Source organism: Acinetobacter courvalinii, assembly GCF_014635545.1.
GTDB classification, from domain to species: Bacteria; Pseudomonadota; Gammaproteobacteria; order Pseudomonadales; family Moraxellaceae; genus Acinetobacter; species Acinetobacter courvalinii.
This window is the reverse complement of sequence record NZ_BMDA01000001.1, coordinates 1,214,969-1,229,647: the sequence shown is the minus strand read 5'-3', so window position 1 is coordinate 1,229,647 and position 14,679 is coordinate 1,214,969. Positions and strand designations below refer to the sequence as shown.

General features: G+C 34.0%; 4 protein-coding genes and 1 pseudogene. All 5 read left to right on the top strand.

Annotated elements, in window-relative coordinates:
- The first annotated feature begins 1 nt into the window (after nucleotide 1).
- The 5 genes and pseudogenes from IEV39_RS05455 to IEV39_RS05435 all read left to right on the top strand — a co-directional run bounded on the left by IEV39_RS05455 (nucleotide 2) and on the right by IEV39_RS05435 (nucleotide 14,139).
- On the top strand, nucleotides 2–6,256 hold the full coding sequence (locus IEV39_RS05455; protein ID WP_005285787.1) for a two-partner secretion domain-containing protein: 6,255 nt from the start codon (nucleotides 2–4) through the stop codon (nucleotides 6,254–6,256).
- Nucleotides 6,253–6,786: a hypothetical protein gene (locus IEV39_RS05450; protein WP_005285789.1), complete on the top strand. Its 534-nt coding sequence runs from the start codon at nucleotides 6,253–6,255 to the stop codon at nucleotides 6,784–6,786. Before IEV39_RS05455 ends, IEV39_RS05450 begins: the two co-directional genes overlap by 4 nt.
- 546 nt (nucleotides 6,787–7,332) lie before the next feature.
- Nucleotides 7,333–11,250: an esterase/lipase family protein gene (locus IEV39_RS05445; RefSeq protein ID WP_005285791.1), complete on the top strand. Its 3,918-nt coding sequence runs from the start codon at nucleotides 7,333–7,335 to the stop codon at nucleotides 11,248–11,250.
- Nucleotides 11,251–11,626: 376 nt separating this feature from the next.
- A pseudogene (locus IEV39_RS05440) lies at nucleotides 11,627–12,779 on the top strand (IS3 family transposase).
- Nucleotides 12,780–13,044: 265 nt separating this feature from the next.
- The gene (locus IEV39_RS05435) at nucleotides 13,045–14,139 is read left to right on the top strand and encodes a hypothetical protein (RefSeq protein WP_005285796.1); all 1,095 of its coding nucleotides are present in this window, start codon (nucleotides 13,045–13,047) and stop codon (nucleotides 14,137–14,139) included.
- Nucleotides 14,140–14,679: the final 540 nt, after the last annotated feature.

Sequence of the window (14,679 nt, the reverse complement as noted above, 5' to 3'; positions counted from 1 at the left end):
AATGAACAAAAATCGTTACCGTATTATCTATAACAAAGCTCGTCAAATGTTTATGGCTGTAGCTGAAAATGCAAAAAGCCAAACAAAAACTTCGGGGCAATCGACGAGTACTGTTACTGAAACAAAAGATCAAGCATTTCATCAACTTTGGCATGTAAAAGCTTTAGTGGCGAGTATGAGCCTGTGGATGCCACTTTCAACCGTATATGCAGGGATGGTGGCTGATCCAGGAGCGAATGCTGCGAACCGTCCTGTGATTGGAGTTGGACAAAATACGCAAAAACAGAATGTACCTGTGATTAATATCCAAACACCAAATGCTAGTGGTGTATCACATAATATTTATAAAGAGTTCGATGTTCCAACACAAGGAGCCGTGCTCAACAATAGCCGTGCTGGGGCTGCTTCAAGCATTGTCGGTAGTGTGGGGGCCAATCCATATCTTCAAAAAGGTGAAGCGCGTGTCATTCTTAACGAGGTGAACTCAGCAATCGCCTCAAAATTCGAAGGAAATCTAGAAATCGCGGGTCAGCGAGCTGATCTTATCATTGCAAACCCTGCTGGAATCAATATTAAAGGTGGCGGTTTTATTAATGCAAATAAAGCCATTCTTACTACCGGGAAACCGCAATTTAATGCAGATGGGTCAATTAAAGAGTTCATCGTTGATCAAGGTAAAATCACAATTTCCGCAAATGCTGGTTCCAATCTTGGCTTAGGTGGTACAGCAAATAACAATGCAAACTATGTTGATATTTATACCCGTGCATTAGAACTAAATGCTCAAGTCCATGCTAACGATGATATTCAGGTTATTACAGGTGCAAATACCATTAGTGCGGACTTAATGAAAGTTGAAGCTAAAACCTCCACTGTCGCAGCACCAAGCATTGCAATTGATGTTAAAGCTTTAGGTGGTATGTACGCCAATAACATTTATTTGATGGGAACAGAAAAAGGTTTAGGTGTAAATAACGCAGGAACATTACAAGCCGTAAATAATCTTGTAGTTACCAGTGCTGGAAAAATTGAGCATAGCGGAACAATCAGTTCAACCAGTAAAACTCAAAGCCTGGTGAATATCCGTACGACGAATACAGGTGCCGCAGGTGATATTAATTCTTCTGGTAGTATCAATGGTTATGGGATTTTAAATATTGATGCTGGAAATGACATCAATGTTAATGCAAAAGGTATTACCCTGAATTATGAGGGTGTTGCGTCATCACCTTTAATACTGAGTGCAAAAGGAAACTTTAATTTAGCCGCGGGCACAAAGGTTGCCAATTTAGGTGCTTTAGGCGATTTGTATATCGATGCTGAAAATATCACATTAGGCGCAGATACGGAGCTTCGAAGTAACCGAGGTTCAGCGGTGGTACAAGCCAATAACAGCCTTGTTTCAAATAAAGCTGGTTTTGTTGCTGCAAAAGATTTAACGCTTAGTGGCAATGCGAATTTAAAGCTTACAGATACCCGACTACATGCATCAACGGGTGATATCTATTTACAATCTACTTCAAAAGACAATGTTAGCAATGATATTAATGTCCAAGGTGGTTCTGTTTATGCAGCTAAAGGATTAACTGTCTATTCAGATAAAGACGCGATCATAAATAATCTTAACTTTCTGAAGAAAGCGAATAGTACACAAGCACAAGTGAACAGTATTAATGTCTATGCAGGCAATAATCTGACCTTTAGTACGACGAACCAGGAATTTCCTTATACTAGTGGCAAGATCCAGTTAGGTGCTGGCAATCTGTTGACGCTAGAAGGTAAAGACCAAAACTCTAAGTTGTCTGGCGGTGGTGGACTCAAACTTTCTGGAAAGAACATCACCACCAAGAGTATTTATATGACGGGTTCTGGGGCGAATGGTGTTGATATTATCAGTGATGGAGGAGATATCCTCTTGGATCAAGGAAGCCGAATTTGGGGTAATACTGGGGATATTAATATTAATGCCTTAAATGGAAATATTACTGCGAATAGCCTCAAAGCAACAACGGGCGGCAAGATTGCGATACTTGCCAATAAGAATGTTGAACTTAACTCTTTACAAAAAACTGCGACGCCTGTAGCTGGAAAAGATACCTTAACCACTGATAAAAGCGTAATTGGTGGTCAGAAAGGCGTTACCATCGGTTCAATTGGTGAGGGTAACGTTAAGATAAATGCCACTAATTTAACTGCTCAACAAGGTGAAATTCAGCTTACCAGCCAGAATGGCCTTACTCTCGATAAGAATGTAGATGTCATTCTAAAAAATGATACTTTAAGCAATGGCGTTGTAAGCAGTGTTTTAAATGGACAAGCCATTTCAATAGATAATAATAAATCCAATATCCAGATTGCAGATACACAGTTAACTGCAACAACCGGCAAGCTTTTGGTCAGTAATAAAGTCGGCATGACCACAATAAAAGATAGTGTTTTGACTTCAAAAGGCAATACAGAGCTTCATGCAAAAGATTTACTTACCTTGCAGGGTGTAACAGCTACTTCAGATCAACACTTAGCCGTGAACTCAGGTCGTACAGTTTATATTAATGCAGAGTACACACCTTCCACGGTATGGATCCCAAATAAAGTCACCAACTTAACTTCTAAAGGCGTTACTTCTGTAACAGCGACAGGTAATCAAGTATTACAAAATGCCAATATCACAGGTGGTGCTGTGTTAATGGAGGCTGGTGGTTTTATTCTTGGTCAAACAGGAATGAACTATAACGCTACAGGCAGTGACTTACTGAAAAATGATGCAAAACTGAATAATTTAAATGGTGACTTGAGTATCCAGACAGGTAGTGATCTGACGATCGATCCGACAAAACATAAGTTGATGGCGGTTGGAGATATTGATTTAGTTTCGAAAAAAGGAAACTTAATTCTAAAAGGATACGGAGGCACTGCTGGCAATGGCTCGGAAAAAGTTGTCTCTTTAAATACAGCAAATGGAGGAATCAATTTACAAGGAAACAAGATTGAGCTGCAAGGTTCAAAATTAAGCGCCGATAAAGATATCTCGATTGTTTCAACCAGTGGTGATTTGACTGTTGATGGGGTCAAAAATAGTATAAATGGAAAAAACTCATTATTTAAGATTAATGAATTAAATGCTGATAAAAATACTCTATTAAACTCACAAAATAAAATTATATCATCAGCAGAATATAAGCAAGCTATAAAAGATATAGATAGTACAGTCAATAAATTTAATTCATTCTTATATGATGACACTAAAGGTGGAACAAGAGGATATACAGATTTAAAAACAGCAGATGAACTAGAAAAAAAACTGTATGATAAAATTAAAGATTTTGAAAAAAAATATCCAAATAACGTGAAGGTTAGTTGGGGTATTGATGACAAATATGTTGAATATATTATTGTTGATGTAAACATGCCATATTCAAATTTGATTGATGATTTAAATGATAAATTAAATTTTTTCAATCAATATTTGAACGGCTATGAACACCAGGGAGCTGCAATTACTAGTAATAATGGGAATATTAATCTTGTGTCATTTAAAGGTGCAAGTATTAGTGGTGCAACTATAGATGCTAAAAAAGGTTCAGTTCTGATTGAGGCAGCAGGAACATTAGCTAATCAGGAATATCAGATTCAAGGTGAATATAAGAGCGATAAGTTAAACAGTGTCAAACAAGGAAAAATTAATGGAAGTATTATCATTGATGCAACCCAAGACTCTTATGAAATTGGTCAAGCGACTGATGATAACTACAACTGGCGTAGCCCATTAAACCCAACGTCGATAAATGGTGACAAAGGCGTTAAAATTAAAGCAACAGGTGAGACAGCAACTGATAATCTAATATTGCAAGGTGTTGGTATTACATCGAATAATGGTAATGTTGATATTGAAGCTTATAAGAATATCATCTTTGATGTTGCTGTTGAAAACAGCTATGACAAGAGTAAGAAAACAGAAACCAAACGTAAATGGTATGGTAAGAAAAAGACCATAACAACTATTACAACTGCTGAACGTGTTGGTGGGGTTTCTGTTGATATTGAAGCAAAAAATATCAATATTAAAAGTAAAGAGCCTAAAGTTGGAGAGCAAACTGGACCGCATCGTACCAGTATTGATATGTATTCGAGTCAATTAATGGCAAATGGTGGTAAGGTTACGATTTTAGCAGGCGGTGATATTAACCTTTTAACTGCTAATAATGTTTCTAAAGATACTCTTGATATTAGTAAAAGTAGTTCATGGGCTGGCATTAAACTTAATAAATCCAAATATACTAGCACCCGAAATATCAAATCAGAGTTACCTGCTGTTTTAGAAGCAAGTTATATCGGTGCCCAAGCAGATGGGAGTATTGTCTTAAAAGGCACTGAGTTTAATTATTTGGAAGGTGCAGAGATCAAAGCTGGTGAGACAATTTCATTGCAGACTGCATCAAAACTCGTAGAGGAAACACTGAATAAAACAAGCAACAGTGTTGTTTGGCAATCAATGCAAGATAAAGGTTCAGTTACTGAAACCGCAAAACTACCAAACTTTAATGGCCCTTCGACTCCTGTTTTTAAAGCAGCTGGTGGGCTAGTAGTTCAAATTCCACTTGGGGAAAAAGATCAAAATAAAGTTCAACTGAAAGATGAGATTTTAAAACTTGCTAATCAACCCGGTAATCAATACCTAAAAGACTTTGTAAATAGGAATGATGTCGATTGGCAAAAAGTAATTCTTACCCAAAAAGACTGGGATTACAAGTCTCAAGGATTGACCGCGGCAGGCGCAGCGATTTTGGCGATTGTGATTGCTGCTGTATCTGGAGGCGCTGGTTTAGGTGCTTTATTGGGGACCACAGGAACAGTGACTAATGCAGCTTTATTGAGTTTAACAACACAAGCTTCGATTAGTTTAGTCAATAACGGTGGTGATATTACTCAGACCCTGAAAGATCTAGGAAGTAAAGAGTCGGTAAAAAGTTTAGCTGCGACGGTAGTCACTGCTGGCTTGATGAGTCAAGTAGGCTCAGCTTTAAATTTAAAACCAGATAGTGCAGTACTTACAGATCGTCTAATTAATAACTTTACAAGTTCAGTCGGCTCCACATTAGTGCAAACAGCTATAAATGGTGGAAACTTAGAAGATAATTTGAAAGTTGCTTTATTGTCTGGTTTAGCTGGAACTTTACAGGGGGAAATGGCAAATAACATTAAAGGTTTAGAAGATGTCAATTATATTGCCCATAAATTGGCTCATGCATTAGCAGGTTGTATTGCTGGTGCAATACAAAAGCAATGTGAAGCAGGAGCGATTGGTGGGGCTGTGGGCGAAATTGTTGCTAGTTTAAGTCCTCCTTCCAATGGTTTGTTATATACAGAAGAAGAAAAACAAAAAATCCTATTAGTTGGGCAACTGACATCAGGTGTTATTGCTGCTTATGCTGGATATGATGTAAGTACTGCATCTAATTCTGCAAATATTGCACTCACAAACAACGCATTCAATGAAAAGAAAGTTAAGCAGTTACTAGAGCAAGCAAAAGGATATATGGGGGAAAAAGGAGGAGAAGCATTAGATGCTGTTAGTAGAGGCATTGCCAAAGGTGATATAAAAGCTTTAAAAAATGCTCAAACTCAGATAGCAGAATATTTATTAAAAAAAGCAGATTCTGGTGGGTTATCGCAAGCTGAAATGGTTACATTTGGTACCTTATATGCATTGAATGAAGCTTTATTTCCAACAAATATTCTAGATGTCATTCCTGGCGCAGGTAAGGCCGTTGGAAAAGGTAATGATCTATTAAAAGGAATTAGAGCTACTGCACCAGTTTCAGCAGCGTCAGCCACTGCAAGATTAGGTTTGCGAGAAGACTTAGCAAAATTGGCAAATATCCCTCGGAATATTGACAGTCAACCAGCAAATATATGGGGTAAAAGTCTTCAAGATATTAAATATTCATTTGAAATGGATGGTGCAGTACTTACGCTAGTACCTCCTAAATCAGGGACCTCAGGTTTAGCACAAGTCTATAAAGTTGAAAAGAGTGCAACAGGTATCAAAGAAATTGAATATCATCCTGGTGGTGGGCAACACTCCAAAAGCGGAGACATGTATTATAAAATGGTTATGAACGATGGAACACAAATTAGAATCATTGATCCTAATAGTTCTTTTAAACCAGGTACTATTGCGTCAAATCAGATTTATCTGAATCAAAACGGGCAAAAATTGAAATATCAAAGTGGCAAATGGGAAATTTGGAAATGAAGAATTTAACCCCTGATCTATATGCGCCAATTATCCCCAATAAAGGTGCTGCTGGGCTTAGTTTAGGAATGCAATATGCTGATTTTCTGAAGCAAACTGGACATCTATTTATTGATGATTATCTTGAAGAATCTATATTTGATAATGTTTGGAGGGTTTATGAACAAAAAGAATTCAATGAAATCACCCAGATCCAGTATAACTTTAACTATTGTTATTGGAATGATTCAGTAGTATTAGTCTTTAATGGAGATAGTTCTGAGTTAGAATCTATCCAATTGTATTCTGGCTATAAAGGTGCACTTTTTGACGAATACCATATTGGCGATAAATTAAGTAAGATTCATGAGGAATTTAATTTTTACTTTTACGCTGATGTTCACTATCTCATAGATAATAACGCTTATATTGACAGTGAAGAAGATCCTGTTCTAATTGAAGGAATAGCATTGAAGACAGACTATTTAATTGAATATTCAAGTACTTACTCTGATCATGTAGTCGAACAAATAAATGTTTTCAAGGTTTAATATTTAAAAAATTTTAACAAGGCCTTCAATATATTTGGGGGCCTTTCACTAAGAATTGCATTGTTACTTATATGCTCAGATTTCTTAACCTTGACTAAAAGCAGGTTGAGCTTTAATCTATATCAGAAATAATGAACAAAGTGGCAGGTGTTATTTATTTAACTTATGTTCACCTAGAACCTAGTTCACAATTAAATTTATATTTAATAAAGAATAAATTTAATTACTTAGATTGATAATGCGGTAACTTATAAAATATTTGGTTCATGAACCTAGCTATGAATACATACTTTCCTATGAGAGTGGTGGCAGTCCGCCACTAATTAAAAGGTGGCTACAAAATCGGTAGCTATTCAGTCAAACGATATTTGATAAGCTCATAAGTCAAAAAATTAAATACTTAACGCGCTGTATTGTATTACTCTTATTACCTAACAGCCATTGCATGTAGCCTGTATTCTAAGAAATTGTTAAATAAATGTTGGTAAAATTACGAATTTATAAATACTATTAACTCAATTCAAATGCAACTGAAAAAATTGATTTATGAGTAAATATATAATTTTTGTTCATGGTTTGACTGGCAGAGTTGGTACCACATGGGGGAAATTTTCAGAATTTTTAGAAACGGATAAATCAATTGAATACACAGTAAAGGAGTTTGGGTATTACTCCCCTTTACTTGCATGGTTTATGCGTGCCCCAACCATTGGAAGTATTGCCAATGGCGTTATAAGCGATATCAAAGCTCATTGTGATTTAGAAAATGATGACATAATTTTAGTTGGGCATAGCATGGGGGGGATAGTCATTAAAAAAATGTTATTAAGACTAAATGCTCAGGGCGTGAAACATAATATTAATAAAATATGTTTTTTTGATGTACCTCATGATGGTTCAGGCTTCGCTAACATTGGTAAATACATTAGCTGGAACAATCAACATCTAAAGTCCTTAGTTAGTAACTCTGCCGAGCTAGATGATATTAATGAACAATGGGTAGATAAAAAAATTGATCACAATTTAACTATATTAAGTATTATAGATGCTAATGAAACTGTAGTTTCAGCCATGAGCTCCAAAAGCATTTTCAGACATCATCAGATTGAAACTATAAATAATGTAAACCATTCTTCAATTGTCAAACCTAAAACCGAAATGGATAGCGTAGTTATTCATTTAAAAAAATTTATAAAATCAAAGTCTTCATTAGGAAAATTTAATTCGCAAATTGGTAAACCTATATATCAATGGCTTAAATACGACGAACGCAAACACGAACTATCTTACAAAACTGATAATGCTCGACAATCAGCATTTGAGGCATTAACTAATGCTCTTGAGTCTCAAACACCTTATGTAAGGATCACTGGTCTGTCTGGTTTAGGTAAATCCAGATTAATTCTAGAATATAAAAATGATAAAAAAATTGATGATGAAGAGTTTTTAGTTATTAATGGTGCGGATCTCAAATCGACTATACAAAGTGAGATATTAAGACTCTCTGAGAGTGCGATAACAGGGTATATTATTATTGATAACTGTAAGGTTGAATTACACAATTATGCAGTGAATGCAATTGAAATTAATCACTCTAATCTTAAACTGATAACTACTTATTTTTATCATGATGAGCCAATACATCTTAAAAACAGCATTTCCATTAAATTAGAAAAGTTAGCATCAGAAAAAATTGATGAAATCATTCACGAACGGTTACCTCAATTGGATCCACCTTTAAGGAAACAGTTAGAAGTATTTATTGAAGGATTTCCATTATTAGCACAAATGGCTACACATGAATTACAAAAAAATGGGGCTTTAACAACACACTTCACCGAGCCCGAGCTAGTTGAAAAATTAATTAATGGCGATGGCACTCTTACCCATGAGTCTAAAGAACTCTTAACTGTTTTTTCGCTATTTGATTATTTCAAATTTCAAAAAGACAGTGATCAAGCTTCTAATATTGATGCAGATTTCATTAATCGAATAGCTCAAACAGACCAAAAGTGTTTTGACAGAACCATAGCTATTTTTAGTCAAAAAGAATTAATTAACTGCACTAGCAACTTTGCCCGAATAGTTCCAAAACCACTCGCTCTTAATTTAGCTATGCAATGGTGGAATAATAGTTTATTCGATACTCAATCGGATTTAGTACGTCAACTCCCCCCATCAATGTTAGAAAGCTTTTGTAAGCAAATTAAATATCTAGATTCATCAAAGAATGTTAACGAGTTTATTGAAAACTTTTGTGAATCTCATCGCCCTTTCGGCCAAGCGGAACTGTTGCTTACTAAAGCGGGTTCAAGACTGTTTCGCGCACTAGTTGAAGTGAACCCTATTGTTACAACTCAACTTATATATCGCATTATTAATAGTTTAAATGATACTGATATATTATCTATCTCTGGAGATGTTAGACGTAACTTTATCTGGTCATTAGAAATGTTGGTATTTCATGATTCTTGTTTCGATAAAGCTGCATGGTGCTTATTCAAGTTTGCTCAATTTGAAAACGAAAGTTATGGTAATAATGCTACAGGACAATTCGCACAATTATTTAGAACAAACTTGTGTGGTACTGAGGCAAGCTTTGAAAAAAGATTAGCTTTAATAGATAAAGCTATGGAAATTAATACTGAAAAATCGCACTTTGTCATCCTAGAAGCTGTCAAATCAGCTATTAGTACCCAAGGAGGCACTAGACTAGTTGGAGCCGAATATCAAGGTACTAAGCCAGAACTGATAGAATGGCAACCGAAAACATACTCAGAAATATATGTTTATTGGCAACACCATCTGAATATACTAATTGAGCTTATTAAACATGACAAGATAACGGAGCAAGTTAAGAATGTATTTGGACATGAACTCAGAGGATTAATAACGTACCCTATTCAGCACCAATTAGATTCTGCATTTAAAGAAGTAATTAGACTTTCAGGGAAGTATTGGCCTTCAGCTTCACAAGCAATTACTCATGCTTTTCAATTTGATTCTAAAAGTTTGGAAACTAAACAAATTGAGCTTTTGAAGTCTTGGCAAAAACTATTATCTCCAGATGATAATAACCTTGAAGAAAAATTGAAATTAATTGTTCTCAACCCTTCTAGAGAATATGTTCAAGATTCAAATGGTCATTATATTGATGTTGCAGCTGAGGATGCAAAAGCTTTAGCAGAATCTATTAGAGAAAATTATTATGATTTAATCCCTCATCTCAAAATATTATTAACCTTTCCAGAACATAAACAAAGCTGGATCTTTGGTAAACATCTAGCCATGCAATTGGATAATGATGCCATAGATGTCATTTTGGACAAACTTTTAAACTTTTTACGAAGTGATACGCCAAACAACATAAAATTTCTTGTAGGATTCTTGAGTGGTATCAATGATAAGAATATCAACAAATGGAATGAAATAATTGAGCTAATTGCTGCCGATGAAGCTTTAGTTAAATACTATCCAGACACAGTGGTAACAGGTGAATTCGACTCACATCATTTAGGTATTTTTATTGAATTAATAAGTACAGGTAAACTACCAAGTAACTCTGCATCAGTATTTATTTATGGAAGTGTAACCAAACATCTTACTGAAACAGAGATTACCGATTTTTGTTTATCTCTAGAAAAAATTGATGCTATCGCAGTCTGGGTTGCTTTAGATAACTTAAGCATGTACATATTTGGACGTAAAGATCTTGATTTTCAAATAATTAATCGAACTTTAGCTATTTTAGTTCTTAATGTATCTTTTAAGAAAAGTCACAATTTATATCCGTTTGATAATAATCATTGGCTAGATTCCACAGAAAAACTGTTAGAAATCGAAGATAAAGAGTTTGCTCTAAAATTATGTCTTCATTTGATCGATCAAATAAATAAAAATGACATTAATTATAATGATTTAAGTTATATTTGTGAAGCATTCTATAAAGCATTCGAGCATCATGGAGAATACTTATGGCCTAGAGTTTCATCCAAGTTCTTAGAAGAGAACAACGCGAAATCATATAAATTATTAGATTTACTAGGAAGTGGCAAATCATATCATAAGCGTGACAAAAGTATTCTTGATGTATTGGATGCAGATATTATCGTTGATTGGTGTAAAGATGAAATCGCTTTGATAATTACTACCCGATCAATAAAAATGTTTATTTCAGATGGTGATAATCGAGTTTTTAATCCTTTACTTCTACGCCTAATAGCTGAGTACAGTGATAATGAGTCTTTTAAAAGAACAGTTTCAGCAAATTTTCATAGCAGATCTTGGATGAATTCTCTTATACCTTATTTGCAAGAGGATAAAAAAGTGATAGAAATATTAATCAAGCATGAGAATATAAAAATTAGAAATTGGTCAAAGCTATTTGTTGACTCTATTGACAGGCAAATTGAATTAGAAACTAAACGAGAGGCTGAAGAAAAAATGCTAAGAGGATTTGACTAACTCTCAAAAATTAATATCTATAAAGGAACATAGGAAGTTAAGCATATTAAAAAGTATGGTAACTTCCTTATGTACTAGCTCAAACCTGATCTGAAAGTTCCCCATTTTTTATTGTGCCTGTCAGGTTAAATTTGAGCTAAATTTCAATCGTTAATTCTTCAAATTGAAAGTCATTATAGTCCCGTTCTTTTGAAGCAATATTCACCTTACATACATATTTAAATTCAGTTTCAGTATTTCCTAAATATTGAAAATATTGTGGAGAAAGCAATGTGTAAGTCGCACATTTAGGTTTCAGTTTAGACGGATATATGAATAGCTACCAATTTTGTAGACATTTTTTAGTTAGATAAAATGGCTAATTAACGAGGTGCTTATGAGCAGTAAACGATACCCTGAAAAATTCAAAATTGAGGCAGTAAAACAGGTCACAGAGAAAGGTCATAGTGTTGCTGATGTCGCAGCACGTTTAGGTACGACTACACACAGTTTGTATGCTTAGATTAAACGCTATGATCCTCAGCAACCCAAGACAAGACCACAGAAGCTAATGATCCAAGTGCAGAATTAGCAAAGTTAAAAAAATAACTCCTAAGGGTCACTGAAGAAAGGGATATTCTAAAAAAGGCCGCGGTGTACTTCGCAAGCCAGTCCAAATGAGGTACGCCTTTATTCAGGACAATCAGCACATATGGCCTATCCGTCGTTTGTGTTCAACTCTGGATGTTCATCAAAGCGGTTATTACGCATGGTTAAAGCAACCACTCAGTAAAACTGCGAGTAAACGGAAACAGCTTTCAGGATTGATTAAACAGTTCTGGCTGGAATCTGGTGGAGTCTATGGCTATCGCAAGATTCACTGTGATTTGAAAGATATTGGTGAAAGTTGGGGGATCAATCGGGTACATCGGCTCATGAAGGCGAATGGTCTTAAATCACAACGTGGCTATCGTAAACCTAGAGCTTACGCTGGTACTCCAGTTGTCATTGGCGAAAACACGATAGACCGATAGTTTAACCCAACTCATCCTAATCAGCTGTGGGTGACTGACATCACCTATATCCGTACTCATGAAGGGTCGCTATATCTAGCAGTTGTTATTGACTTATTTTCACGTCTTGTTGTTGGCTGGTCTATGAAGTCGAGAATCACAACAGATTTGGTGCTAGATGCATTACTGATGGCTTTGTGGCGAAGGAAACCAAAGAACAAGGTGCTGATCCATTCTGACCAAGGCAGCCAATACACCAGCCAAGAATGGCAGACATTTCTCAAGCATCATAGTCTTGAAAGCAGTATGAGCAGACGAGGCAACTGTCATGATAATGCTGTTGCTGAAAGCTTCTTTCAGTTGTTAAAGCGAGAACGTATCAAGAAAAAGATTTATTCAAACAGATCCGAGGCTAGAACCGATATCTTTGAATATATTGAGATGTTTTATAATTCAAAACGTAGACATGGTTCCAATGCTCAGCGTTCTCCGTTAGATTATGAAAAAGTCCATCAAAAGATCGTTTTTTGTGTCTAGAATTTTGGTGGCTATTCACCTTGTCGTGGAGCCGTTTAACATTACGATACAGAATAGGAGAATGCTTGCTGACAGTGCTAGTCATAAGTGTACTAATTCTAACTGCAAAGTAAGTAGCAAGTAAGTAACTTAAGGTGATTAAAATTAAATTATGTGGAGCGTGAAAATATCAGTAAATTCTTATCAAATGGTATAATAATACCAATTATTTTTCTAGTTTTTATTGTAAAATAAATAAAGTGGTTTTATTTATTAGGGAGGAATTATGGATAATTTACAATTATCAAAAAAAATTAAAGAAGATATTTTACAAAAAATTAAAAGTATTAATCTTTTGGATAAGCAACGATGGGGGTTAAGAAAAAAATGCATTAATAATTTTCTAAATATTAATATTGGAATAAATAATGATTTAAAATTAGAGAGCCAGACTTTAAGTGATGCAATATTAAATGCAACAGCTACTTTAATAGATTATTATTTTATTTATTGTACATTGGCTATAGGAGCTAATGTTGAAAAAATAAGAAAGGTTCAATATCGAAGTATAAATAAAAAATTTATATTAGATCATCGTAGTTTTGATAAAAAGATTAAAGAAGATACTTCTTTAGAATGGTATAGGGAAAAAATAAATTTAAAAATTAAAGAGGCGTCGGGTTTATCTAGCACTGAAATAGGTCTTCATGATTATTGGTATTGTTATCTAGGAGATGCATTGTCATCTACGCTTTATGAGTATGGTGTAGACATTCCTAAAACAATTTCATTTGATTTTGATGAATCAGATCTCACTTTTAAAATACCTGAAAAAATTACTGATTTTGCTGAGTGTATCTTACCTTTTTACTGTAATCCACAGATGAACACAGGTGTGAAATATAGTATTTATTTGGATATAAATAATTGCCTTAAGCATAATACAATACCATATGTAATATATAAATCAGAAACTTTTAAAAATCCAGTTGAAACTAGGATTTTCGAATATTTTGAAATTAAAAATTATAAAAATGTTTTTTTGAAAGATGGTTTTTTAAAAGATATAGCTACAATAAGCTTTGATGAACTTAAAGAAAATTTAAAATTTAAAAAAGTTTATGGGAACTTTGAAATATGTTCATTAGAAGAGAAGTGGGAGATTGGTAAAGTTATAGATATTGATCTTAAAAATGGATACATTGATGAGGATGGAAATAAACTTTATTTTTATCTAGGTAGTGTTTTGATTAGCAAAACAAGAGATTCCATTTTGGTAGATGCTAACTCTAGCTATCGAGATACGTTATCTAGATTAATTTCCGATATAAAGAGAGGTATAGAATACCTTGAAAATAAAAATTTATATAATTATAAGTAGACGCTCTATTGGTTAAATATAATTAACACTTTCGGAATTTTATTTAAAAAAAGCACCAAATTTGGTGCTTTTATGTCTAAAAAAACTGAATCTTTAATATAGGGTTGCTAAATTCGAAATTACTTAAGAAAAACTTCCCTTGAATCTTTGCAATGAGACATCGAAGAAAACTTATTTAAATTAAATAAACATAAAAGTGCATTACTAATTTGACAGTTAATAAAACCTGATTTAATTTTTATCAAAAATAATTAACAAATTGATATGTGTTATTTATTTAACTTGTGTTTATTTAATGTCTGGAATTATAAATACTTTTTTAAATTTAGCTATAAATATCATAATTTTATTTAGATATATTAATCTTTATTAATAATAAAATTTCATAAATATAATGGATTTAGTAGTTCATTTGATAAAATTTCTTAACCAAGTAGTGACTGTCAAAAAAATAGAATGCTCATCTATTTGATGATTTTATCTTTTCCTTAATTAAAAATAACGTAGGAAAATAGAAATTTTCTAACATAAAGCTGTATT

Excerpts from the sequence above, each read along its gene's own strand:
- IEV39_RS05445 (WP_005285791.1), top strand. The coding sequence starts at position 7,333 with ATGAGTAAATATATAATTTTTGTTCATGGTTTGACTGGCAGAGTTGGT.
- IEV39_RS05455 (WP_005285787.1), top strand. The coding sequence starts at position 2 with ATGAACAAAAATCGTTACCGTATTATCTATAACAAAGCTCGTCAAATG.
- IEV39_RS05450 (WP_005285789.1), top strand. The coding sequence starts at position 6,253 with ATGAAGAATTTAACCCCTGATCTATATGCGCCAATTATCCCCAATAAA.
- IEV39_RS05435 (WP_005285796.1), top strand. The coding sequence starts at position 13,045 with ATGGATAATTTACAATTATCAAAAAAAATTAAAGAAGATATTTTACAA.